The following is a 22,669-nucleotide window of genomic DNA, read 5'->3' on the forward strand; positions in this document are numbered from 1 at the left end:
AGGAGGGGGGTTAGCAACGTGGCGAACCGCGCGTCGGCTCACTTCAGAGAGACGACCGGGTCGACGCCATCGAGACGGCGGTACTGTCGACTCCCGTCGGGAGACCGAACGATCTCGAAGGCCGACAACAGGACCACGAGCCGTCCGGGGCCGACCGTCCCCCGGAGGACGGGGCCGCGGCTCGTGACGACGACGTACGGCGGCGCCGCGACGGGCGTCGCCGAGAGGTCGTAGCCCGCCGCCCCGACGGCCTCGACGAGAACCGTCGCCAGGCACTCGAGCAGGCCGCGGTCATCGAGGCAGTCCTCGAGCCGGCCGGCGACTGCCGCGGGCTCGGTCGCCGACTCTCCGTCCCACTCGCTGGCGACCCGATCGGCACAGTCGCCGACCGCCGCGATCACGTCGGCGCGTTCCGAGCGGAGATAGCGCTCGACGGCGCGGACGGGGTCCGGAGGACCGGTCACTGTTCGGAGAGGAGGGCATCGGCGTCCGCCCGGTCGGGGAGGGCCGTCATCGCTCCCGCGGCCGTCGTCGCGCGGGCGGCGACCGCGTTCGCGAACGCGAGACAGCCCTCGAGGCCCTCCCTGCGGACGAGCGCGTCGATCGCGCCCGCGAGGAAGGCGTCGCCGGCGCCGGTCGTGTCGGCGACCTCGACGTCGAAGCCGGCGTGGGTGGCCCGCTCCGTCCCGTCGATCCAGGGAGCGTCCCGCCGGGCCAGCGCGAGGGCGCCCTCGCCGCCGCGGGTAAGGAGAACGGTGTGGGGACCGCAGTCGAGCGCGTCGCGGGCGCGCTCCTCGGCCGTGTCCCCCGCGAAGCCAAGGGCGTCGAGTTCCTCGACGGTCGCCTTCAGGACGTCGACCGCCGGGAGGACCTCCCGGACTTCGCTCGCGAACGCGTCCTCGCTCTCCCAGAGCTCCGGGCGCGCGTTCGGATCGAAGGAGACGGTACAGCCCCGGGTCGCGGCCCGTTCGAGCAGGTCCCGGGTCGCCGAGCGGGCGGGCTCGCTCGCGAGCGCCAGCCCGCCGGCGTGGACCCACTCGAGACCCTCGAGAGCGTCGTCGCCGACCCGACCCGGCTCCAGGCGGGTGTCGGCGGTTCCCTCGCGATAGAAGGTAAACGCCCGGTCGCCCGCCTCGTCGTGGGTCACGAACGCCAGCGTCGTCTTCGCGTCGGGGTCCCGCTCGACGTACCGCTCGGAAATCCCCTCATCGCGGAGGACGTCCTCGAGGTAGCGCCCGAACGGGTCCGCGCCGACCCGGGTCCAGAACAGCGGCGGGGCCCCGAGGCGGGCGAGCCCGACGGCGACGTTCGCGGGCGCGCCGCCGGGCCGACGCTCGAACCCGCCGACCCGCGAGAGCGGACCGGGGCCGTCGGGCAGCATGTCGATCAGGGTCTCACCGGTGACGAGGACGTTCGGCGCCATCCGTTTCCCGTCGCCTCGCGACCCGGTTAACGGTTTCCGGACGCGGCACCCGTGCGATTCGCTATCGAACAACTGAGCTAGCGAAAACGAGAATCGAGATTATCGATACGGAAACTATTATTCGGGGCCGGGGAATCTTTAAGTGGTCGGGGGCTGTAGGTAGCGACGAGATGAGCACCCAGAAGGAAGTCCGTCAGCAGGCCGGCACCGTCGAGGAGAACGAACTGCGACTCGACCGCGAGAAGGCAGAACAGGTCGTCGACGCGCTCAACACCGAACTCGCGAACTCGTACGTCCTCTACCACCAGCTCAAGAAACACCACTGGGTGGTCGAGGGTTCGGAGTTCCTTCCCCTCCACAAGTTCCTCGAGGAGTCCTACGAGCACGTCGAGGAGGGCGCGGACGTCATCGCCGAGCGCGCCCAGGCCCTGGGCGGCGTTCCCGTCTCGGGACCCTCGAATCAGGAGGACCGGGCAACGGTGGAGTTCGAGGGCGAGGACGTCTACGACGTCCGGACGATGTTCCAGAACGACCTCGAAATGTACGGCGACATCATCGAGTCGCTGCGCGGGAGCATCGAACTCGCCGAGAACCTCGGCGACTACGCCACCGCCGAGATCCTCCGGGAGATCCTCGTCACCCTCGAAGAGGACGGCCACCACTTCGAACACTACCTCGAAGACGACACGCTCACCCTCGAGGAAGCGACCCACTGAGACGGTCGGCGGCTGTCGAGAACCGTTCGGATCGAAGAACCGATTTTAGGGCTCGAGATCGACCGCGACCGTGCTCGAGATCCAGCCATCGCTGTTGTTTCGTTCGGTGAGCACGACCTTTCCGGGACGGGTCTCGTGGCTCGAGACGATCGACTCGACAGGGGCAGGTCCGTCGTCGGTGGCGTCGGCGTCCTCGCGCCGACGGGCGGGCACGTCCATCACGAGAGGTTAGGTGGGCCTAAATCTAAAAGGGTTTTGGTCTACCTAAGACGTGCATTCCGCGACCGGCATGCGCGAGGAGCGGAAGCCGCGGGCCTCCGGTTTTATGTCGCCGGTTGCCGGCCTATCCGTATGGTCGATGCCGGTTCGTCCGACTCGCCCCTCGAGGAGGTATCCGCCGGGGCGTACGCGACGGAGGCGTTCGAACTGCTCGGCAACGAGACGCGGCTGGCTATTCTGGTCGCGCTGTGGGAGGAATACGATCCGTTCGGCGAGGTCACCGTCCGGTTCTCGGAGCTTCGCGACCGGGTCGGGACGGCCGACAGCGGTCAGTTCAACTACCACCTCGATCGTCTCGAGGACCACTTCGTCCGGGCGACCGACGGCGGCTACGAACTCTCGCAGGCGGGGCTGAAGCTCGTCCGCTCGGTGATCGCGGGGACGGGCCTCGAGGAACCCACGCTCGAGTCGACCGCGGTCGATATGGCCTGCAAGCTCTGTGGCGAACCCGTTGCGGTCGCCTACGAGGACGGCTGGGTCTACGTCCGCTGTACGGAGTGTGCGGGGTTGTGGACGGATGCCGGCGATCGGTCGACGGGCCACCTCGCCAAGTTCTCTCTCGACCCCGCGGGACTCGCCAACCGGTCGGCAGGCGAGATCTACGCCGCGGCGTGGGTCCACAGCTATCAGCGGATATACGGCATGCTTGAGGAGGTCTGTCCCACCTGCTCCGGACCCGTCGAGCGATCGCTCGCGATCTGCGAGGACCACGAATCGGGGGGACCCTGTCGGAACTGCGATCGACACCTCCGGATCGTCGCCCGGCTTCGGTGTACCGTTTGCAAGGAACTCGCCCAGGCACCGTTGGGAACCGTCGCGAAGTACCACCCCGCCGTCGTCGCCTTCTGTGACGAACACGGCCTCGAGTTGCAGTACGGGTTCAACGACCTGGATCACATCGCCCGGCGCCTGGAGGTCGGCGGCTCGGCCGTCGAGCAGGTCTCCGAGGAGCCGCCCCGCGTGCGGGTGACGACCGCGATCGACGGCGACGAGGTCGCCCTGGAACTCGACGATGGTCTGAACGTCGTCGCCGTCGAGTGACGCCTTCGACCCAACGTTTTGAGGCGGCGGACCGTACGCCCGCGCATGGAGTTCGAGGTGATCCGGGGCGATATCGCCGCACAGTCCGCCGACGCGCTGGTCAACGCTGCGGGAACGAGCCTCCGGATGGGGTCGGGCGTCGCGGGGGCGCTCCGCCGTGGCGCGGGTGGGCCGATCAACGAGGAGGCGATGGAGAACGGCCCCGTGGATCTCGGCGAAGTAGCGGTCACCGGCGCTTACGATCTCGACGCCGACTACGTGATCCACGCCGCCGCGATGCCCCACTACGGGGACGGGCAGGCGACGGCCGAGACCATCCGCGAGGCGACCCGGAACGCCATCGCGGCCGCGGACGACCGGGACTGCGAGTCGCTGGTGATCCCCGCGCTGGGCTGTGGCGTCGCCGGCTTCGACCTCGAGGAGGGTGCGGCGATCATCGGCGAGACGATCCGGGAGTACGAGCCCCGGACGCTGTCGGACGTCCGATTCATCGCCCACAGCGACGAGGAGCGTTCGACGATTCGGGACGCGACGGCGGAGTGACCGGGCGGTCGTCGGACCTGCCGTGAGGTCGCCCTATCCGGACAGCGACAGGCCACGGATCTCGACGCTCTCGCCCGCCGCGACGCGGCCGATCACCCGGCCGTCGGTTTCGGCGGCCAGGGATTCTGCCTCCTCGGGGGCGAGCGCGAGGACGAACCCCGTCCCCATGTTGAACGTCCGGTACATCTCCTCGGCGGAGACCGAGCCCTCCTGCTGGACGAACTCGAAGATAGGCTGGGCGGGAAGCGGGTCCTCGATGACGTACTGGCGCTCCCCCATCCGGAGGAGATTCGTCCAGCCCCCGCCGGTGACGTGGGCCGCGGCGTGGATCTCGTGAGAGCCCATCGGCTCGAGCAGATCGGTGTAGATCCGGGTCGGCCGGAGCAGTTCCTCGCCGATGGTCACCTCGGGGTCGAGCGGGAACTCGTCGCCGTACTCGTGGTCGCGGGTCACGGCCTCGCGGGCGAGCGTGAGCCCGTTCGAGTGGATCCCGCTGGAGGGCACGCCCACGAGCGCGTCGCCGACCTCGGCGTCGCCGTCTATGACCTCCCCCTTCCCGGCGAGACCGGCACAGGTCCCCGCGAGGTCGAACCCGGAGACGACTTCGGGCATCACCGCCGTCTCGCCGCCCAGCAGCGTGAGGTCGGCCCGTTCGAGGCCGACCGCGAGCCCCTCGCCGATTTCGCGTGCCAGCCGGTCGTCGGGCTCGTCGACCGCGAGGTAGTCGACGAACGCGACGGGGGTGACGCCCGCGGCGACGAGGTCGTTTGCGTTCATCGCGATGCAGTCGATCCCGATCGTCGAGAACTCCTCGAGTGCGTCGGCGACCATCAGTTTGGTGCCGACGCCGTCGGTCGCCAGCGCGAGGTAGCGGTCGCCGATGTCGAGCAGGCCGGCGTACTCGGTGGTGAGGTCGCTGCCGAACGCCGCGAGCAGCGCCGCGGTCGCGTCCTCGCTGTCCCCGATGTCGACCCCGGCCTCGGCGTAGGTCAGCGAGTCTCCGTCGCCGCCGTCGCTTCCGGTCATGTGCCGACGAGCAGCGGGAACGGGCAAAAGCCCACCGGTCGGATCGAAACCCTTACTCCCGGTCCGAGAGTGCGAGTGAACATGAGCGACGACGCCGTCTCCCCCGAGGAGGTCCGCCACGTCGCCGAACTCGCCCGGATCGACCTCGCAGAGGACGAGGTCGAGGCCTTTACCGGCCAGTTCGGCGAGATCCTCGCGGCCTTCGAGACCCTGGACGAAGTGCCCGAAGTCGATCGCGAGGCCGACCTCGCGAACGTGATGCGCCCCGACGAGAGCCGGGACCCCTTGGAGCGCGAGCGGGCCTTAGAGAACGCCCCCGAGACCGAGGAGGGCTACTTCAAGGGGCCCAACGTCTCATGAGCGACGCGTTCATCACCGAAGAACGGATCGAGGGACGCGACGAGGGACCCCTCGCCGGACGGACGGTCGCCGTCAAGGACAACATCTCGACTGCGGGCGTTCGGACGACCTGTGGCTCGCGAATGCTGGCGGAGTACGTCCCACCGTACGACGCGACGGTCGTCTCCCGACTGAAGGAAGCGGGCGCGACGGTCGTCGGCAAGACCAACATGGACGAGTTCGGGATGGGCTCGACGACCGAAACCTCCCACTTCGGCCCGACCGAGAACCCGGTCGCACCCGGAAGAGTTCCGGGGGGCTCCTCGGGCGGATCGGCGGCGGCGGTCGCCGCCGGCGAGGCCGACCTCGCGCTGGGTTCGGACACCGGGGGATCGGTCCGGTGTCCCGCCGCGTTCTGTGGCGTCGTCGGCATCAAGCCCACCTACGGACTCGTCTCGCGCTATGGCCTCGTCGCCTACGCGAATAGTCTGGAACAGATCGGCCCGTTCGGCGAGACCGTCGCGGACGCGGCGGCCTTGCTCGACGTCATCGCCGGAAGCGATGATCGGGATGCAACTACCCGAACCGAGGGCGACGACTCGAGCTACGCCGACGCCGCCACCGGCGACGTAGAGGGGCTCACGATCGGCGTTCCGACGGAGCTGTTCGAGGGCGCCGACGAGGGGGTCGTCGAGACCACGAGGGCGGCGTTAGGGGAACTCGAGGACCGGGGCGCCGAGACCCGCGAGGTGAGTCTTCCCTCGATCGAACACGCCGTCGAGGCCTACTACGTGATCGCGACCTCGGAAGCCTCCTCAAACCTCGCGCGGTTCGACGGGGTCCGGTACGGCCATAGCGCGGAGGCGGAGGGCAACTGGAACGAGGCGTTCGGGCGGACCCGCGAGGAGGGGTTCGGCGAGGAGGTCAAACGCCGGATCCTCCTGGGGACGTACGCGCTCTCGGCGGGCTACCACGACAAGTACTACGCGAAGGCCCAGGACGCCCGCGCGTGGGTCAAGCAGGACTTCGATTCGGCCCTCGAGGAGGCCGACGTGCTGGCCAGCCCGACGATGCCCGTCCCGCCGTTCGAACTCGGCGAGAGTCTCGACGATCCCCTCCAGATGTACCTCGCCGACGCGAACACCGTCCCGGTCAATCTGGCCGACTTGCCCGCCATCTCCGTGCCCGCGGGCGAAACCGACGGCCTTCCCGTCGGTCTCCAGCTCATCGGCCCCGCCTTCGGCGAGCGGCGGCTGATCCGGGCGGCGAGCGCGCTGGCGTAGCCGGCGACCTGCCGGCGCCACAAGAGTTTTCCTGCAGTGATATGATCCCGGAAACGAGGGACTCATGGACACGCAATTCACTCACCGCCCGTCGTACAGCCACCTCGTCGTCGATCTCGACCCGGGCGAGGCGATCGTCGCCGAACCGGGCGCGATGGTGGGCCACTCCTCGACGGTCACGATCGAGACGACGAGCAGCCGCGACGGGCTCGTCAGTTCCGCGAAGTCGATGCTGGGCGGGGAGTCGATGGTCGCCAACCGCTTCGTCGCCGAGGACGAGCCCGGACGGGTAACGTTCGCCCCGCCGACGCCCGGCGACGTCTTCGCGTACGAACTCGCCGACGAGACGCTGTACAGCGTCGACGGCGCCTTCCTCGCGGCGACGGAGGGGATCGACATCGACTCCGAACTCGGCGGCCTCACGTCGATGCTCGGGGGCGCGAGCCTGACGCCGCTGGCGCTGAAGGGAACCGGCACGGCCTTCCTCGACGCCTACGGCGGGCTCGAGCGCCTCAACCTCGAGGCCGGCGAGACGTACACGCTCGACAACGAGCACCTCGTCGCCTGGGAGGACGGCGTCGACTCCTCGACCCGGCGGGTCGGCGGGCTGAAATCGACGCTGTTCAGCGGCGAGGGGCTGGTCTTCGACTTCACCGGTCCCGGCTCGGTCTGGTACCAGACGCGGGACCTCGATGGGCTGGTCGACCGGCTGGAGCCGAAGCTGTCGTCCGGCGGCGAGAGCTAGTCCTCGTAGGCGAGGTTCATGATCCACTGAGAGAAGGCGTCGCTGTTGGGATCGACCTCCTCCTCGCCGATAAAGGGCGAGAGCATGTCGCCGGCCATCAGCAGCGTGAAATCGAGGTCCTCTGCGGTCGGCGTGATGTAGTAGGTGTTGTGACCGCCGTAGACCGCCTCCTCGCGGTCGACGAGTTCCTTCTCGACCAGCGACTCGGCGATCCGGCTCCCCTTCCGCGAGGAGACGTCGAGTTCCTTCCAGAAGTCGCTCTGGTGAATCCCGCCCGACTCCCGGACGAGCGCGAGGCCGGCGCGTTCGTCCTCGGAGAGTTCGGATTCGATCTCCGAGACGCTCACGGCGACCACCCGACCGACGTGGCTCGGCCTATCCACAGGGGTTCGTCCATACGGGGAGACGGACCGCGATCCGCTTAAACCTGGCCCTCGCGGTCGCCCTCGGCGTCCGTCCGCGTGTCCGGCCGCACGTCGTCGCCCCACTCGACCGCGCCGTCGACCCGCTCGTAAGCCGTCCGACACGGCGGTCCGTCAGCGAACAGATACCGAGCACCCTCGCCGACGGCAAGCAGCGACGACGACCGGGTCCCGAAGCCGTCGCCGTGGACACAGACGCCGTACTCGTGGTTCGAGAGGACGTCGCCCGCGCGGTCGAGCCATCCCTCGACCCCCTCGCTCTCTCCCACGGTGAGTTCCCGTCGAACCCGCCGGGCGTTCTCGGCCTGCTGTCGCCCGACCTCCGCCCGGCGCTCGGGAATCGAGAGCCTGTCGTCGACGGCGACGTTGACGACGACGTGGACGCCCGGCGAGAGGTCGGTGATCGAGAGCTCCCCGTCCCACTCTGCGACGACCGCCCGCTCGCGGTCGGCGATCGTGAGGTTGAACGCGTCGTACTCACGGCGGTCGGTCTCTCGAGAGACGATGTCGATCGCCTCATCGGCCGATTCACAGTCGAGGACGTCGGCGACGAGCAGGCCCCGGGACCGGTCTCCGGCGACCTCGCGGTCGGTCCAGCGGTTGGTGATCGCCGCCACGAGTCCCCCTCGGGTGACGCCGATCCAGGTCCCCCCGGCCTCCAGATCGCGGGGCGCGAGGACGCCCGCGGCGAACTCCCCTGGGGGGTCGGAGGGCCGATCGGCCGCCTCGTCGCGGTTCGCGGCGACGGCGATCGGCGTCCCGTCGAAACAGTGCCAGGCGAGGACGAGCGTACACACGACCGGAGAGAGGGGGCCGCGGGGCTTAACTCCCGTCCCCGAACTCCTCTTCGGGCCGCGTCCCGGCGCTCTCGAGGCGCTCGCGGACGGCCTCCCGGTCGACGGTTCCGGACGCCGTCCGGGGGAGCGAATCGGCGAACACGACCGTCCGCGGGTGCTTGAACCCCGCAAGCCGATCCTCGTAGTGCTCGCAGAGTTCGCCGGAGGTCGGCGCCTCGCCGCGGGGGACGATCAGCGCCCCGACGCGCTCGCCCCACTCCGGGTCGGCGAGGCCGACGACCGCCGCTTCCGCGACCGCTGAATGCGCTTCGAGGACCCGGCTCACCTCGCCGGGATCGACGTTCTCCCCGCCGGTGACGATCCGGTCGCTTCGCCGACCCGCGATCCGGAGGTAGCCCTCGGTGTCGCGGGTTCCCACGTCGCCCGTCGCGAGCCCGCGGGGACCGAACGCCTCCTCCGTTCGATCGTCGTCGAGATAGCCGGGAGTCACCATCGGCCCGTCGACGACGACCTCGCCGACTTCCCCTGGCGCGACGGGCTCGCCGTCGTCGCCGACGATCGAGACCGACGCGGAGTAAAGCGGCTGGCCGACCCCCTGGGCGAGCGGGTCCTCGGCGGGGCTCGCGGTCGCGACCTGGGAGGCGGCCTCGGTCATCCCGTAGGTCGGACAGACGGTGACGTCCGCGTCCCCGGCGCGCTCGAGCAACGTCGGCGCCGCCGGCGCACCCCCGAGCAGGACGAATCTGAGGGAGTCGGGGGGAGTCCAGCCGGCCTCGAGCAGCCGGCGGAGCATCGTCGGGACGAGCGAGAGGCGGGTCACGCCCTCCCGGTCGATCACCTCCGGCGTCCGGTCGGCGTCGAACCCGCGGTCGATCACGACCGTGGTTCCGTACAGCGCGCACCTGATCGCCGGCGCGAGCCCGCCGACGTGGTACATCGCGAGCGGCGAGAGCCACCGATCACCCGGGACGACCCCGAGCCGGTAGGCCGAGGCCTGCGCGCTCGCGAGCAGGTTGCCGGCGGTGAGCCTGACACCTTTGGGCTCGCCGCCGGTTCCCGAGGTAAAGGCGATCAGCAGGGTCCGGTCGGGCTCGAGCGGTGGACGGTCTCGGGGACCGTCGGAATCGTCGGGACCGTCGGCGACGGGACCGGTTGTGAGCGCCTCGACGGTCGCCCTCGTGGGCTCGTCGACGGAGTACGCCGGGACCCCCGCGCTCTCGGCGAGATCGACGGCCGTCTCCTCGGTCGAGTCCCCGCAGACGACCGCGTCGACCCCCGCGCGATGGGCCTTGGCCGCGAGTTCGGGAACCGTCTCCCGGGTCGGGAGGAGAACGAGGGAGGCGCCGGCCCGCATCGCCGCGAACGGGAGGAGGGCGAACGCGGGCCGTGCGGGGAGCAGGACGGCGATCCGCGCCCCCGGATCGAGGGCGGGCGAGCGCCGGAGTGTCTCGACCCGTCGGTCGTACTCGCGGTAGTCCCAGGACTCCCCCGCCGCGTCCGTGAGCGCCGTCCGGTTCGGGGTCGCCTCCCGGCGATGGGCGACGGGATCGGTCGTCGGCCAGTCGGGCGTTTTACGCATCCCGACCACCCCACGCGCCCGCGACGCCGAGACCGGGCTCCTGGGGAACGGTCGCCTCGCCGCCCTCGAGTTCGACCGGGTCGGCCGCGAGGTCCTCACAGAGCAGGTCGGCGGTCGCCAGCCCGCTCGCCGGTCGCTTCCCCTCCGTGGGGATCGCCGCCGCGAGGTGGACCGCCGCCGTCCGCGCGAGGACCGCGTCGATCGTCGTCGTCACGACGGGGACGACCCCACACTCCCGGGCCCAGACCGCGAGCTTCATCCCGGCGTCCACCCCGCCGACCGCCATCGGTTTCACGACGATGGCGTCGGCCGCGTCCGCCCCGACGACGGCGTCGATCCCGCGCTCGTAGAGCCCCTCGTCGATCGCGACCGCGACGCCGCGCCCGCGGAGGTCGGCGTGGCCCGCGAGGTCGTCAGGGGAAAGCGGTTGCTCTAGCAGGTCCACGTCATCACCGAGGGCCTCGACGGCCTGCTCGGCCTCCGCACGCGACCAGGCGCCGTTGGCGTCCAGCCGGAGCTCGAGGTCGGCACCGACCGCCTCCCGAACCCGCCGGACCCGCCGCACGTCCCGCTCGACGCTCCCGACGCCGGCTTTCAGCTTGCAACACGAGAAGCCGTCGTCGACCGCCTCGCGAACGTCCTCGGTGGTTTCGTCGGGCGAGCCGTCGCCGACGGTGGCGTTGACCGGTACCCGCTCGACGCCGTCGCCGCCGAGATGGCGGTAGAGCGGTGTATCCGCACCGGTGGCCGCCCGGTCGAGTGCGGCGAGCGCGAGTCCGTGGCGGGCCGCCGGCGCATCCGAAACCGACTCAAGGGCGCCCGCGAGTCCCTCCTCGCGGGCCGCCTCCCGCGCCCGCTCGATGGCGCGCTCACAGTCCTCGATGGACTCGGTCCAGCCGGGTAGGGGAGTCGCCTCGCCGACCCCCTCGCCGCCGTCGTCGTCGGTCAGCCGGATCAGAAACCCCTCGCGGGCCTCGATCGGCCCCCTCGAGGTTTCGAGGGGCTCGGCGAGCGCCAGCGAGAACTGGCGATACGCCAGGTCGGTCACCCGATCGCCACCCCCGCGGCAAAGAGGAGTGCGAACCCCGCGAGCAGTTTTCCGGTTCGCTCGAGGGCGGGGTTGAGGGCCTCGCCGTCGGTCCGAGTCGAGAGGGTCCGGGCGACGAGGGCGGCGTAGGGAAGGGTCAGGAGGGGGAGGAGGACCGCGGGCGAGAAGCCCCGCGCGAGAAACCAGAAGGGAGTCAGGTACGCGAGCGCGAGGAGGGCGGCGTACTCGAGCCGGCTGGCCCGGTAGCCGAGCCGAACCGCGAGCGTTCGCTTGCCGGTCGCGGCGTCGGTCTCCAGATCGCGGACGTTGTTGACGACGAGGACGGCCGTCGAGAGCCCGGCGACCGGGAGGCTCGCGACGGCGGCTTCGGTGGTGACGGTGCCCTTGGGGACCCCCATCGGGAGCGGGGCCGCCAGGGTCGCCGCGGCCTGGACGTAGAACGTGCCGACGACGGCGACGAGCCCGAAGAAGACGAAGACGAAGAGGTCCCCGAGGCCGTGATAGCCCAGGGGATAGGGGCCGCCGGTGTACGCCCACCCACAGAGGACGCTGATCAGTCCGATCGCGAGGATCGGGAGCCCGCCGACGTAGACGAGGTACGTTCCCGAGAGAATCGCGAGCCCGAACGTAAGCAGGGTCGCGCGCTTGACGCTCTCTTCGGCGATCAGTCCCGACTGGGTGACCCGGGTAAAGCCCTCGCGGTCGTCGGTGTCGGCGCCTTTCTTCGCGTCGTAGTAGTCGTTCGCGAAGTTGGTCCCCACCTGGATCAGGGCGGCACCGACGAACGCGAACAGCGCGGGCAGGGGAGCAAAGAGTCCCTCGTGGATCGCCACCCCGGTGCCGACGATCACCGGCGCCGCGGCCGCGGGCAGCGTCTGTGGCCGGGCGGCCATCACCCAGGCCCTTCCCACCGAGAGCTCCGCCGTCTCGCTCATTGCCGGGGTTTAGACGAGGGGAGCCAAAGCGGTGGTGGTTCGGTCGAGTGTCCCGGCAGACGCTCCCCTAGTAGTGCCAGGGGAAGCCATCGAACTCCGGTTCCCTCTCCTCGACGAACGCCTCCCGACCTTCCTGCGCCTCGTCGGTCATGTAGCCCAGCCGCGTCGCCTCCCCGGCGAACACCTGCTGGCCGACCATCCCGTCGTCGGCCATGTTGAACCCGTACTTGAGCATCCGCATCGCCGTCGGACTCTTCGAATTAATGCGCTCGCCCCACTCGAGGGCTCGCTCCTCTAACTCCTCGTGGGGAACCGCCTCGTTGACCATCCCCATTTCGGCTGCCTCCTCGGCGCTGTAGGTCTTCCCGAGGAAGAACACTTCTCGGGCCTTCTTCTGGCCGATCTGTTTGGCGAGGTACGCCGAGCCAAAGCCCGCGTCGTAGCTCGCGACGTCGGGGTCGGTCTGGAGGAATTTGGCGTGTTCCTCGCTCGCGATGGTCAGATCACAGACGACGTGCAGCGAGTGGCCGCCGCCGACGGCCCAGCCGGGGACGACGCAGACGACGACCTTCGGGAGGTGGCGTATGAGCCGCTGGACCTCGAGGATATGGAGTCGGGGAGCCGCCGACTGCTCGCCATCGCCATCCCCATCGTCGTTCCCCCCACCTTCGCCGTCCGTGCCGTCCTCGCCGTACTCGTAGCCCTCGTCGCCCCGGATCGTCTGATCGCCGCCCGAGCAGAACGCCCAGCCGCCGTCCTTCGGCGAGGGACCGTTTCCGGTCAGGAGGACACAGCCGACGTCAGTCCGGCGCTTTGCGTCCCGGAGCACCTCGAGCAGTTCGTCGACGGTCTCCGGCCGGAAGGCGTTCCGGACGGCGGGGCGGTCGAAGGCGATCCGGACGGTGTCCGAATCGACGGCACGGTGATAGGTGAGATCGGCGGGGTCGAAGCCCTCGACGGGCTCCCAGCGGTCGGGATCGAACAGGTCCGAAACCATGTCCTCGAATTACGCGGAGAGCGCCAAATAGGGACCCGGTTCGGAGTCGCGACGATCTCGCCGTTCACAACGGCGATCGCGGTCTCCTCGTGGATGGCGAGTCGCCCGTCGACCATCGTCAGCGCCAGTGTGTCGGTCACCGCGAGGTCGGTTGGGACTGGTTCTCTCTGAACCCGCGATCGGCCTCCGGGGAGGGCTACGCGTTCGATCCGCTCGGTACCGTCCCTCCCGGCCGCCGCTCGAAAACGAGGTAGGCGGTTACGCAAACCCAGAGCGCGATAACGAAGCCGTACGTTCCGTCCCCCGCGGGATTTCCCGTCGCGCGAAGCGCCCCGATCGCGTAGGCGAGAACGGCCGCCCCGATCGGAACGCCGACGTACAGCCGGACGGACGGGAGCCGGTCCGTGGCGGGGTCCCGGGGCGCCGTCACGTCGATGAACAGCCCGACGAACGCGACGACGGCGGAGACGACGAGCCCGAACACACCCACGATAGAGAGGACGAGGCCGACGCCGCTCTCCGGTCGAACCCAAAGCACATACACCAAGACGATCGGTGCGACGACCGCGTAGACGAGAACGGCGAGCCACCATCGTGACCGACCGGTGGCACCCGTCTCCCCGCTTCTCGCTGCCCGGTTTCGCCGATCCCGCTGGAGCCGGGTCGTGGCCCATCCGCCGACCAGTGCGGCGACCGTCGTGAACGCGACCGTGAGGGCGACGCCGAGCCCGACGACGACCGGCCCCAGCACGGCCGCGAGCGCGACCATCCACAACGAGTCCGGCGGAACCGTCGTGACCGTGTTGGCAACGAAGACGGTTACCGTCCCGATCGAGGCCGCGAGGCCAGTCCAGATCCCGGCTCGGCGAGCCCCCCGGTTGCGATACAGGGAGCCGACGACGAGTCCGGCCAGGAGCATGGGCGTCCCCGAGACGGAGCCACCGACGACGACGGTGTCGCCGGCCGCCGGCTCCCAGGAGAGCACGAGCGTAAACGGAATCGTAGCGAGGCCGACGAGGATCGCGGTCCGTAACGAGTCATCAGCCAGGCCCTCGCGGAGGAATCGAACGGGATCCATTCGTCGGATAGACGTCCATTTCTGAGAACGTATTTCTCCCGGATTCGTTCACCTCGTGGAGTCAGAATATAAAGAACCTCGACCGAACACCCGCCGCGGTCCCCGGGCCGACTACTCGTCTCCGCTTTCGCCCGTCAAACTCCGTTCCTCCAACTCCTCCCGCCGACGATGGCTCGCCTCCGCGTCGAACGCCACCGAAAGCACCTGGGTTCCCGCACTCGCCAGCGAGGCGCGGTACCGCTCGGAGAAGTCGGCGGGCGCGACGCACTCGAACTCGAGACCGTAGCACTCGGCGAGGTACGAAAACTCGAGGCCGTGGGGCGTCTTGAACTGCTCCGTAAACGGCGGATCGAACTCCTCAATCGGGAGCATGTGGAAGATGCCGCCGCCGTCGTTGTCGAGGACGACGATGGTCGCATCGACGCCACAGCGCCCGACGGCGAGCAACCCGTTGGAGTCGTGGTAGAACGCAAGGTCGCCGGTCACGATCACGAGGGGCTCCTCAACCGCCGAACCGGCACCCAGTCCCGTACTCGTGATGCCGTCGATCCCGCTCGCGCCCCGATTGGCGAGCACCGAGAGCTCCGCCGCCCGGGGCCGGCCGAAACGGTCGGCGTCCCGGATCGGCATGCTGTTCGAGACGAAGACGGTCGCGGGGTCGGGCGCCTCGGCGAGCGCCGCCGCCAGCACCGCGCCCTCGAAGGGCGCTGCGGCCAGCCGATCGGGGTCGGTCGCCCGCTCGACGACCGACCAGTGGGCGGCCTCGCGGCGATGGAAGTCCTCGAGCCACTTGCCGGCGGATCCCGACGTGCCCGCGTCACCGCTCCCGTCGTTTCCGTCGGTCTCGAGAACCGCGAGGAGGTCGCCGACCAAGCGGTCGGGATCCGCGACGACGAGATCCGTCGCGGCGTAGGTCGCCTCGCGCCACCCTCCCGCGGGGTCGATCAGGAACTGCTTCGGAGCGACGTCGGACAACCAGTTCCGAAGCGGCTTCGAGGTCGGCGAGGCCCCCACTCGGAGGACGACGTCGGGAGCGAGGTCGGGATCGGGGAGGTAGGCGTCGTACCCACCGAAGACGACCCTCGGCGACTCCCCGTCCCGCTCGCGGACGTGCTCGCCGAAGCGCAGTCCCGACAGCGGGTCCGCGAGGATCGGGGCGCCGACCGCCCTGGCGAGACCTGCGATCCTCCCGGCGTCGATTCCCGGGGGGTCGGCGGGGCCGGCGACGACCAGGGGCCGGTCGGCGCTCTCCATGGTCTCCGCGATCCGGGCGACGTCCTCGGCTGCCGGGACCGGCGTCCCCCCGGTCGTCCGGACGGCGGGTCCCTCGTCCCCATCCCGGTCGATCCGGTCGAGAAAGTCGGCGTCTATCTCGCCCGTCTCGACGGGCTCCAGAGGCTTTCGGAACGGACAGTTGAGGTGGACCGGGCCCGCGGGCGTTCCGGTCGCGGCGGCGAGCGCCCGCGCGGCGGTCGTCCGGAGCATTTCGACCGGGCGCTCCTCGAGCCTGGCCTCGGGGAGATCCATTGCCCACCGGACGGCGTCCCCGTAGAGATCGACCTGGTCTATCGTCTGGTTGGCGCCGCTGTCCCGGAGGTCCCGGGGCCGGTCGGCGGTGAGCACCAGGAGGGGGACCCGGCCCTGGTGGGCCTCGATCACGGCGGGGTGGAAGTTCGCCGCCGCCGTTCCGGAGGTCGAGACCAGTGCCGTCGGCTCGCCGGTCCGGCGGGCGCGCCCGAGCGCGAAGAACGCAGCAGAACGCTCGTCGAGATGGGAGTAGACCTCGACGTCGGGATGGGCGGCGAAGGCGACCGTCAGCGGCGTCGAGCGGCTCCCGGGGGCGATACAGACCGCGGAGAGCCCGCCCGCGGCGAGTTCGGACACCAGAACCTCGGCCCAGAGCGTCGAGGGGTTCGGCGGCCGGCGGTCGGTCATCGTTCGAGCTCGTCGAGGACGGGCCGGAACTTGAGCTGGATCTCCGCCCACTCCTCGTCGGGGTCGCTGTCGGCGACGATACCGTTGCCCGCAAAGAGGGTGACCTCGCGCTCGCTCGCGACTCCCGACCGGATCCCGACGGCGAACTCGCCGTCGCCCTCCGCGTCGAACCAGCCGACCGGGGCGGCGTACCACCCCCGGTCGAACCCCTCGACCGCCCGGATCGTCTCGATGGCGGGGTCGGGGGGAAGCCCGCCGACCGCGGGCGTCGGGTGCAGGGCGCCGACGACATCGAGGACGTGGTCGGCCGCCCCGGCCCGGGCCGTAATCGGCGTCCTGAGGTGCTGGATCGTCGCCAGCCGGCGGACGGTCCGCTCGCCGACCGAGACGTCGGCGGCGATCGGCGAGAGCTGTGCTTGGATCGCGCGCACGACGACCTCGTGTTCGCGCTCTAGCTTCTCGTCCTCGCGCATCCTGTCGGCGAGTTCCTCGTCCTCCTCGGGGCTCTCCCCGCGGGCGACCGAGCCCGCGAGTGCCTCGGTCTCGATCCGGTCGCCCCGCATCGAAACGAGCCGTTCGGGGGGGGCCCCGAAGAACGTCCGCCCGCCCGCGTCGGGATCGATCAGGAACCGGTAACAGCCCGGATACTTCCGGCGGAGGCGTTCGACGGTCGCCGCGACGTCGATTCCCTCCCCGAGTTCGACCGCCAGGGTCTGGGCGAGGACGACCTTCTCCAGATCGCCGTCGGCGATCCGCGCCAGGGCGTGTTCGACCCGCTCGCGCCAGGCCGACCGCGAGGTGGGCCGCCGGCTCCGTTCGACCCCCGGCTTCGTCCCGCTGGGGCGCATCGTCGCCAGCCCCTCGAGGCGCTCCTCCCACTCCGCGAGCAGGTCCGTCGCGGCCCGCTCGCCGTCGCCGACTGCAGTCAGCCACGTCCCTCGGTCGGTCCGCGTGAGCTGGATCCGCGGCACGAGAAAGGACGCCGCGGGGAACCCGGTCCAGGGCGGAGTGGGGTCGTGGTCGGCGTGGAACGCGAGGCCGCCCAGGGCACGCGACCGGCTCTCGGGGGGACCGTCGTGGTCGAGCCGATCGAAGAACGCGGCCGCCGCCGACCGGACGTCCTCGATCCGGTTCCCGCCAGCGGCGGTAAACGCCGCCGCGACGCCCCGCCCGAGCAGCTCGAGTCCGTCGGGGGCCGCCCACTGGACGTGGGCCCCCTCGCCGACGTCGGCGACGGCGCCGAAGGAGACGTCCCCGAGTTCGCGGCTCCGCCCGACCGGGTCGGCCGCGATAGTCTCCCCAGCCACGTCGCCCGACGATCGGTTCATCTACCCGGACTCGGGCTGGGGACGCCTTCAGCCTAACTATCTCGCTCCGGGGGGCCGATCGTCGTCGCCGTCGGCCCCGTCGCCCTCTCCGGATTCCTCCGTGTCGTCTCCCTCGTCGTCCTCGCCATCGGTGTCGACGGACTCGTCCCCGCCATCGAGGCCGTCGGCCTCCTCGCCGCCCTCCTCGGGCCTGTAGCGGTCCCGAAGCGTGTCGAGTTCGGCGTCGACGTCCACGTCCGTCTCCTCGTCCTCGTCCTCCTCGTCGGGCGACGTCACCTCGATCGTCCGGGCGTCGCGAACGCGGTCGGAATCCCGCCCCCGTCGCTCGCGGCCCTCGGTCGCGTCCCGGAGCCGGTCGTCGATCTCGTCGCGCAGCTCGCGGGCGTCGGCGAGCAGCTCGCGGGCCCGTCGATCGGTCGGCTCGCCCTCGACGGTCCGCCCGAGTTCCGCGAGCACGTCATCCAACCCGTCGAGGGTCCGGTCCCGGAGGCCCTCGACGCGCTCGCGGCTCCGCTCTCGGGTCTCGCCCGTCCGCTCGCGGACCTCCCGCTCTCTGCGGAGGAGCCCGACGGCACGCTGGAGCCGTTCGAGGGCCCGGATCTGGGCCTCGAGGGTGCGGATCAGGAGCGGGATCGCGACCTCGTCGGCCATCCGGAGGAGCTCCCCGGGAGTAGGCGGGCGAAGCGGCGGTCCCCGCCCCGGTCCCGGGCTATCCGGCTCGAGTTCCCCCCGGAGTTCCTCCAGGGTGTCCACGAGGTCGCCGATGGCGTCGGCAGCGTCGTTTCGCTCGGCCATGGGGAGCGATACGGTCGGCCGGATGAAAAGTCGGCCGGTTCCGCGGGGTCCCGCCGTCGCCGGAAACCCGTACGCTTTAGATCACACGCGCCTCAGAAGGGGTGTGCGAATCGAGAACAGCTTCATCCCGGTTCGTGGCGTCGGCGAGCGAACCGAGCGGAAGCTCTGGGAGTCGGGGGTCACCCACTGGGACGAGTTCGCGGGGGACGTCGTCGGCCCGACGACCGCAGACCGGATCGAGGCCTACATCGAGGAGGGTCGGACCCGACTCGCCGACGACGACCTTTCCTTTTTCGCCGACGAACTCCCCGCCTCGAGCCGGTGGCGCCTCTACGAAAACGCCTCTCGGAGCGCGTGTTTTCTGGACATCGAAACGACGGGACTGGACGCCGACTCGAACGACGTGACGACCGTCACCCTCCATCGGGGCGGCGAGACGACCACGCTCGTCGCCGGCCGCGATCTGACGGCCGAGCGCCTCCAGGCCGAACTCGACCGCTCGGCGCTGCTGGTCACCTTCAACGGCCAGCGCTTCGACGTTCCCTTTCTCGAGACCTGCTACGACGTCGACGCCTCCTTGCCCCACGTCGATCTCCTCTACCCCTGTCGGATGCTCGAGCTTACCGGCGGGCTCAAGCAGGTCGAACGCGACCTCGGGATCGAGCGCGAGCGACCCGATCTCTCGGGGCGGGACGCCGTCCGCCTCTGGCACCGGTACGAACGCGGCGACGAGGACTCTCTCGAGCGCCTGATCGAGTACAACCGGGCCGACACGGTGAACTTGGAGACCGTGATGGAACGGGTCGCCGACCGCCTCCACCGGCAGGTCTTCGAGTCGGCGTGTGCGGACTGATGGAAAACCAGCGTCGGTCGGCCGGAACCGTCAGTTCTCGATCGAGACCTCGCCGCCGTCGGTGACGGTGACGTCGTAGCCACAGTACCGGAACTCGACGCGTCCGGAGGCGCGCTCGGCGCCGTTCTGACGGGGGGCGAACAGCGCGTCGAGCGCTTCGGGATCCAAGACCTCGTACAGCGCCTCGTACTCGGGGGGTTCGATCTCGGTCGGATCGACACCCTCGCGTTCGGCGACGGCCGCGATGATCTCGAAACTGAGCGACCGGGTAGAGTCCCGGTCCGATCGGTCCACTGAGAGGAGCATTGACCGGACTCACCACCTTCCTACTGATAAAGACTGTGGATTCGATTCCACCGTTATCGGCGGTTGCGGCCGGTAATACGAGGGTTTCGGATCGAATCGCTGCACGACCGTCGTCCGTCGATTCCCTCCGGTGGACGGTCGGGATTCCGTCGTTCGTTCCTGACTGTTTCGACGGGATTCGAACGCCGGACTAACAATATATTTTATAGATCCTCACCAAAACGTTTTTGCACCCGCTCGTAGACGGAGGACGTATGGAACGACGAGAGCTGCTGTACGGGAGTGCGGGCGCGTTGGCCGTCGCCGTCGCCGGCTGTACGGGGCGGGCCCAGGAAGGCGACGACACGGACGGCAACGAGACGTCCGACGAGACCTCCAACGAAACGGGCGGCGGCGAGGAGACGACCGACGGAAGCGAGAACGGCACCGACGAGAGCGGCACCGACAACAGCGACGACGGGACGGCCGGCGAGGAGAGCGGCAACGAGGAGTCCGACAGCGAGGGCGGTCCCGACGCCGACTACGACGGCGACGTCGAGGGGATCACGGGGTTCGACGCCGACGGGTTCAGCGTCGGGGGCGACGCCATGACCGTCGACTGGATGGCCTGCGAGGAGGGCGTCCTCGTCGTCAACGGGGTCGTCGACACCAGCCGCGAGGACCTCCTCAAGGAGGTCCCGATGTCGGCGGAGGGCCTCGGGATGCTCGCCGAGATGGACGCCGAATCGATCTCGAGCGAGGACGTCGAGTCGATGTCGGCCGAGGAGATCGAGCCGATGCTCGAAGCGATCGAACCGATGCTGATGGACACTGTCGAGTCGGTCCCGACCGACACCGTCGAGTCGATCGACGACATGGACGGGTTCAGCACCGACATCCACGAGGTCCGCGTCACGCTGTGTGACGAGACCGGTACCGAACTCCTCTCCTTTACCATCGACGTCGACTGGATGCTCGAGGTCGTCGCCGACCTCATGACCGACGAGGAACTGGTCGCACGCGTCCGCGAGACCGCCGAGTACCTCGTCGAGGACGACGAGCTGGTCGAACGCGTCATCGCCGCCGCCGAGGACGCCGAATAACCGTCACGAACCGCTTTCTTCTTTCGTATCGAGACCGCCTTCCGCCGTCTTTCGTCTCCGGGCCGGCGGGGTCAGTCATTTCGTTCGTGGTCGCCGACTGACGGACGTAGCCGCCGGATTCGGGTCGTTCGGAGCCACAGGGTCGGAACGTGAGTCAGCGCACCGTCGATCGCAACCTGGCGCTGCGATCGAGCGGTACATCGTCGTCTCCGACCGTCTCAGCCGAAGTTCTCGATCGCCGCGTCGTCGGGGTCGCCGCCGGCCGCCTCGATCGCGTCCGCGACCCCGCGGACGAACGCCTCGAACCCGAAGACGTAGAACCGGCCGTCCTCGACGTGGTCGGCGACGCGGTCGGCGAGCTCTTCGTCTCCCCCCTCGCTGCCCTCGAGGAGCGCCACCGACGCGCCCAACTCGGTGAGGGTCTCGAGACGGTCACCGTGGGCCGGATCGCCGTCGTACTGATAGACGACCGCGGCCTCCCGGCCGGCCTCGCGGGCGGCTTCGGCGATCGCGACCGCCGGGCCGATCCCGGGGCCGCCGGCGACGGCGACGACGTCCTCGCCGCCCTCGTAGGCGATCGTGCCGAAGGGGCCCTCGACGTGGACGGTCTCGCCGCCCGACAGCGAGGCGAGCCACGGCGAGAGGTCGCCGTCGGGGTCGATCCCGACCGTGATCTCGAACGTTTCGCCCACCCGGGGCGAGGAGAGGGTGTAGTGGCGGGCGATCTCCTCGCCGTCGACCTCCGCGCGCAACAGGACGAACTGGCCGGGGGCGGCGTCGAACCCCGCGGGAGTCTCGAGCTCGAGGGCGACGGTGTCGGGGCCGACCTCGTGGACGTCCGCGACGGTGACCGCGGTGCCTTCCATACCGGGGCGAGTCCCGGGAGGGCAAAAGGCGTTCCCCATGCGGTCGGCTACTCGTCTTCCGTGGGCACCGCCGGCTCCCGCTCGGCGGACGGGACCGTCGTCTCCTCGCGGTCGGCGTCGGGGTACTCCTCGAGACGAGACTGTCGCCCGGGTCTGCTCCCGAGGACGTACGGGAGGAGGATCGTGGCGGCGTTCGTCGCGAGCACGAGCACGATCGGGACCAAGAAGAGCCCGTAGAAACCGAAGACGACGGGGCCGACGATGTACGAAACCATCAGGAGGCCGGTGTGGGTCCGCTCGCCGCTGACCAGCGCCCGGATGAAGAAGTCGGGGATGAAGTCGATGACGACGGCGCTCACGGCAGCGAGAATTCCGACGGGGACCAGCAGCGCGGGCTCGCCCGAGAGCACGGCGGTCGCCCCCAGCCCGAGGACGACGGGGACGTAGACGAGTTTGATCCCGACGACGGGGATCAGGCTTCCGAGCCCCGCGAGCGCCCCCACCAGCGCCGGGAACGGCACCTCGACCGTCGGCGGGACGAAGAAATTGTAGGCGTAGAACGTCGAGACGCCGACGATCGCCGTCACGAAGACGTTGACGATGTTGCCGAAGAGCGTCAGCGACAGCTCCGGATCGACCGCCCGGGCGTATCGTCGGAGGGCGCCGGACTCGTCGAACGTCTCCACGATCCAGGCGACCAGCCGCGGGCCGTCGATCAGCATGTAGTAGGTCACCACGACGACGACGAGCAACTGGACCAGCGCCGAGCCGACGGCGCTGACCGCGCCACCGAGGCTCACGAGGGCGACTCCGAGGGAGGCCTGGGCACCCGCGCCGGCGAGGGCCTCCTGGAGCTCGTTCAGGTCGATCCCCGCGACGCCGAACTCCTCGATGGCCCGCTCGACGAGCTGGGTCTGGAGATCGTAGGTCTCGACGAACCCCTGCACCTCGAGGGCGACGATCATCAGGGTGTACCCCACAAGGAGGAGGAAGGGGACGCCGAAGAGGACCAGTGCGAGGCCGGCCCGGGTGCGCCTGGGGAGCCCGAAGCGCCCGAGCGAGCGGTAGATCGGGCGGACGGCGTAGTAGAGAAAGACCGCGAAGACGACGGCCGCGACGAAGCGCCAGACGATGTAGCCGACGACGGCCGCGAGCGCGAGGACGACGAGTCCGAGCCCGATCCGTCGCCGGAGTTCGCGGTCGATTTCCATGGCACCCGATACGGACGGCGGTCATTTCATCCCGTCGATGGT

25 protein-coding genes are annotated in these 22,669 nt (G+C 69.9%); 8 read left to right on the forward strand and 17 right to left on the reverse strand.

Features of this window, described 5'->3' with window-relative positions:
• Positions 1 to 38 precede the first annotated feature (38 nt).
• Together DVH23_RS01155 and DVH23_RS01160 are read right to left on the reverse strand one after the other, a co-directional pair.
• Positions 39 to 464, reverse strand: coding sequence for a hypothetical protein (locus DVH23_RS01155; protein WP_114575599.1), 426 nt, complete (start codon positions 462 to 464; stop codon positions 39 to 41).
• Positions 461 to 1,423 (reverse strand): carbohydrate kinase, encoded by a 963-nt coding sequence (locus DVH23_RS01160; RefSeq protein ID WP_114575600.1) that lies wholly within the window; start codon positions 1,421 to 1,423, stop codon positions 461 to 463. Before DVH23_RS01160 ends, DVH23_RS01155 begins: the two co-directional genes overlap by 4 nt.
• A 170-nt stretch (positions 1,424 to 1,593) precedes the next feature.
• On the opposite strand from DVH23_RS01160, the gene dpsA reads away from it, so the two are divergent.
• Complete coding sequence (gene dpsA / locus DVH23_RS01165) at positions 1,594 to 2,139, forward strand: DNA starvation/stationary phase protection protein DpsA (protein WP_114575601.1); 546 nt, start codon at positions 1,594 to 1,596, stop codon at positions 2,137 to 2,139.
• A gap of 45 nt (positions 2,140 to 2,184) precedes the next feature.
• On the opposite strand, the gene DVH23_RS24045 is transcribed toward dpsA, so the two are convergent.
• Entirely contained in the window at positions 2,185 to 2,358 is a 174-nt protein-coding gene (locus DVH23_RS24045; protein ID WP_198667805.1) for a hypothetical protein, read from the reverse strand.
• Positions 2,359 to 2,490: 132 nt separating this feature from the next.
• Between DVH23_RS24045 and DVH23_RS01170 the strand changes: the two genes are divergently transcribed.
• Both DVH23_RS01170 and DVH23_RS01175 read left to right on the forward strand, forming a co-directional pair.
• Positions 2,491 to 3,459 (forward strand): helix-turn-helix domain-containing protein, encoded by a 969-nt coding sequence (locus DVH23_RS01170; protein WP_114575602.1) that lies wholly within the window; start codon positions 2,491 to 2,493, stop codon positions 3,457 to 3,459.
• 45 nt (positions 3,460 to 3,504) lie between these two features.
• Positions 3,505 to 4,002, forward strand: a complete 498-nt coding sequence (locus tag DVH23_RS01175; RefSeq protein WP_114575603.1) for a macro domain-containing protein — start codon at positions 3,505 to 3,507, stop codon at positions 4,000 to 4,002.
• 33 nt (positions 4,003 to 4,035) lie between these two features.
• Here DVH23_RS01175 and purM read toward each other — a convergent pair whose 3' ends face one another.
• Entirely contained in the window at positions 4,036 to 5,028 is a 993-nt protein-coding gene (purM, locus tag DVH23_RS01180) for a phosphoribosylformylglycinamidine cyclo-ligase (RefSeq protein WP_114575604.1), read from the reverse strand.
• An 81-nt stretch (positions 5,029 to 5,109) separates the two neighbouring features.
• On the opposite strand from purM, the gene gatC reads away from it, so the two are divergent.
• The 3 genes from gatC (at position 5,110) to DVH23_RS01195 (ending at position 7,395) form a co-directional block, all read left to right on the forward strand.
• Positions 5,110 to 5,388 carry an Asp-tRNA(Asn)/Glu-tRNA(Gln) amidotransferase subunit GatC gene (gene gatC, locus DVH23_RS01185; protein WP_114575605.1) on the forward strand — a complete coding sequence of 93 codons (279 nt, stop codon included), beginning with the start codon at positions 5,110 to 5,112 and terminating at the stop codon, positions 5,386 to 5,388.
• Positions 5,385 to 6,650, forward strand: coding sequence for an Asp-tRNA(Asn)/Glu-tRNA(Gln) amidotransferase subunit GatA (gene gatA / locus DVH23_RS01190; RefSeq protein ID WP_114575606.1), 1,266 nt, complete (start codon positions 5,385 to 5,387; stop codon positions 6,648 to 6,650). Before gatC ends, gatA begins: the two co-directional genes overlap by 4 nt.
• Before the next feature lie 64 nt (positions 6,651 to 6,714).
• A complete protein-coding gene (locus DVH23_RS01195) occupies positions 6,715 to 7,395 on the forward strand; it encodes a TIGR00266 family protein (protein ID WP_114575607.1) in 681 nt (226 codons plus the stop codon).
• On the opposite strand, the gene DVH23_RS01200 is transcribed toward DVH23_RS01195, so the two are convergent.
• The 10 genes from DVH23_RS01200 to DVH23_RS01245 form a co-directional block, all read right to left on the reverse strand.
• Positions 7,392 to 7,742 carry a MarR family transcriptional regulator gene (locus DVH23_RS01200; RefSeq protein ID WP_114575885.1) on the reverse strand — a complete coding sequence of 117 codons (351 nt, stop codon included), beginning with the start codon at positions 7,740 to 7,742 and terminating at the stop codon, positions 7,392 to 7,394. The two genes, DVH23_RS01195 and DVH23_RS01200, sit on opposite strands and share 4 nt — an antisense overlap.
• Positions 7,743 to 7,816: 74 nt before the next feature.
• Positions 7,817 to 8,614 (reverse strand): NRDE family protein, encoded by a 798-nt coding sequence (locus DVH23_RS01205; RefSeq protein WP_114575608.1) that lies wholly within the window; start codon positions 8,612 to 8,614, stop codon positions 7,817 to 7,819.
• 25 nt (positions 8,615 to 8,639) lie between these two features.
• Positions 8,640 to 10,193 (reverse strand): class I adenylate-forming enzyme family protein, encoded by a 1,554-nt coding sequence (locus DVH23_RS01210; protein WP_114575609.1) that lies wholly within the window; start codon positions 10,191 to 10,193, stop codon positions 8,640 to 8,642.
• The gene (locus DVH23_RS01215) at positions 10,186 to 11,241 is read right to left on the reverse strand and encodes a mandelate racemase/muconate lactonizing enzyme family protein (protein ID WP_114575610.1); all 1,056 of its coding nucleotides are present in this window, start codon (positions 11,239 to 11,241) and stop codon (positions 10,186 to 10,188) included. The genes DVH23_RS01210 and DVH23_RS01215 overlap by 8 nt, the downstream gene beginning before the upstream one ends.
• Positions 11,238 to 12,176: a 1,4-dihydroxy-2-naphthoate polyprenyltransferase gene (locus DVH23_RS01220; RefSeq protein WP_114575611.1), complete on the reverse strand. Its 939-nt coding sequence runs from the start codon at positions 12,174 to 12,176 to the stop codon at positions 11,238 to 11,240. The genes DVH23_RS01215 and DVH23_RS01220 overlap by 4 nt, the downstream gene beginning before the upstream one ends.
• A 67-nt stretch (positions 12,177 to 12,243) precedes the next feature.
• A complete protein-coding gene (locus DVH23_RS01225) occupies positions 12,244 to 13,173 on the reverse strand; it encodes a 1,4-dihydroxy-2-naphthoyl-CoA synthase (RefSeq protein ID WP_114575612.1) in 930 nt (309 codons plus the stop codon).
• A gap of 196 nt (positions 13,174 to 13,369) precedes the next feature.
• Positions 13,370 to 14,251, reverse strand: a complete 882-nt coding sequence (locus tag DVH23_RS01230) for a hypothetical protein (RefSeq protein WP_114575613.1) — start codon at positions 14,249 to 14,251, stop codon at positions 13,370 to 13,372.
• Between the two features lie 111 nt (positions 14,252 to 14,362).
• On the reverse strand, positions 14,363 to 16,186 hold the full coding sequence (menD, locus tag DVH23_RS01235) for a 2-succinyl-5-enolpyruvyl-6-hydroxy-3-cyclohexene-1-carboxylic-acid synthase (protein ID WP_114575614.1): 1,824 nt from the start codon (positions 16,184 to 16,186) through the stop codon (positions 14,363 to 14,365).
• On the reverse strand, positions 16,183 to 17,514 hold the full coding sequence (locus tag DVH23_RS01240; RefSeq protein WP_114575615.1) for an isochorismate synthase MenF: 1,332 nt from the start codon (positions 17,512 to 17,514) through the stop codon (positions 16,183 to 16,185). The genes menD and DVH23_RS01240 overlap by 4 nt, the downstream gene beginning before the upstream one ends.
• A 36-nt stretch (positions 17,515 to 17,550) precedes the next feature.
• The gene (locus DVH23_RS01245; RefSeq protein WP_114575616.1) at positions 17,551 to 18,309 is read right to left on the reverse strand and encodes a hypothetical protein; all 759 of its coding nucleotides are present in this window, start codon (positions 18,307 to 18,309) and stop codon (positions 17,551 to 17,553) included.
• A gap of 103 nt (positions 18,310 to 18,412) precedes the next feature.
• Here DVH23_RS01245 and DVH23_RS01250 point away from each other — a divergent pair, with 103 nt between their 5' ends.
• Positions 18,413 to 19,162, forward strand: coding sequence for a ribonuclease H-like domain-containing protein (locus tag DVH23_RS01250; protein WP_114575617.1), 750 nt, complete (start codon positions 18,413 to 18,415; stop codon positions 19,160 to 19,162).
• A gap of 30 nt (positions 19,163 to 19,192) precedes the next feature.
• Here the strand turns inward: DVH23_RS01250 and DVH23_RS01255 are convergent, their stop codons facing one another.
• Complete coding sequence (locus tag DVH23_RS01255) at positions 19,193 to 19,468, reverse strand: HalOD1 output domain-containing protein (protein WP_114575618.1); 276 nt, start codon at positions 19,466 to 19,468, stop codon at positions 19,193 to 19,195.
• Positions 19,469 to 19,722: 254 nt separating this feature from the next.
• Between DVH23_RS01255 and DVH23_RS01260 the strand changes: the two genes are divergently transcribed.
• Positions 19,723 to 20,550 carry a hypothetical protein gene (locus tag DVH23_RS01260; protein ID WP_114575619.1) on the forward strand — a complete coding sequence of 276 codons (828 nt, stop codon included), beginning with the start codon at positions 19,723 to 19,725 and terminating at the stop codon, positions 20,548 to 20,550.
• Between the two features lie 218 nt (positions 20,551 to 20,768).
• Here DVH23_RS01260 and DVH23_RS01265 read toward each other — a convergent pair whose 3' ends face one another.
• Together DVH23_RS01265 and DVH23_RS01270 are read right to left on the reverse strand one after the other, a co-directional pair.
• Entirely contained in the window at positions 20,769 to 21,416 is a 648-nt protein-coding gene (locus DVH23_RS01265; protein ID WP_114575620.1) for a ferredoxin--NADP reductase, read from the reverse strand.
• Positions 21,417 to 21,463: 47 nt separating this feature from the next.
• Complete coding sequence (locus DVH23_RS01270; RefSeq protein ID WP_114575621.1) at positions 21,464 to 22,627, reverse strand: AI-2E family transporter; 1,164 nt, start codon at positions 22,625 to 22,627, stop codon at positions 21,464 to 21,466.
• Positions 22,628 to 22,669 lie beyond the last annotated feature (42 nt).

The organism is Saliphagus sp. LR7 (genome assembly GCF_003344565.1).
GTDB lineage: Archaea > Halobacteriota > Halobacteria > Halobacteriales > Natrialbaceae > Saliphagus > Saliphagus infecundisoli.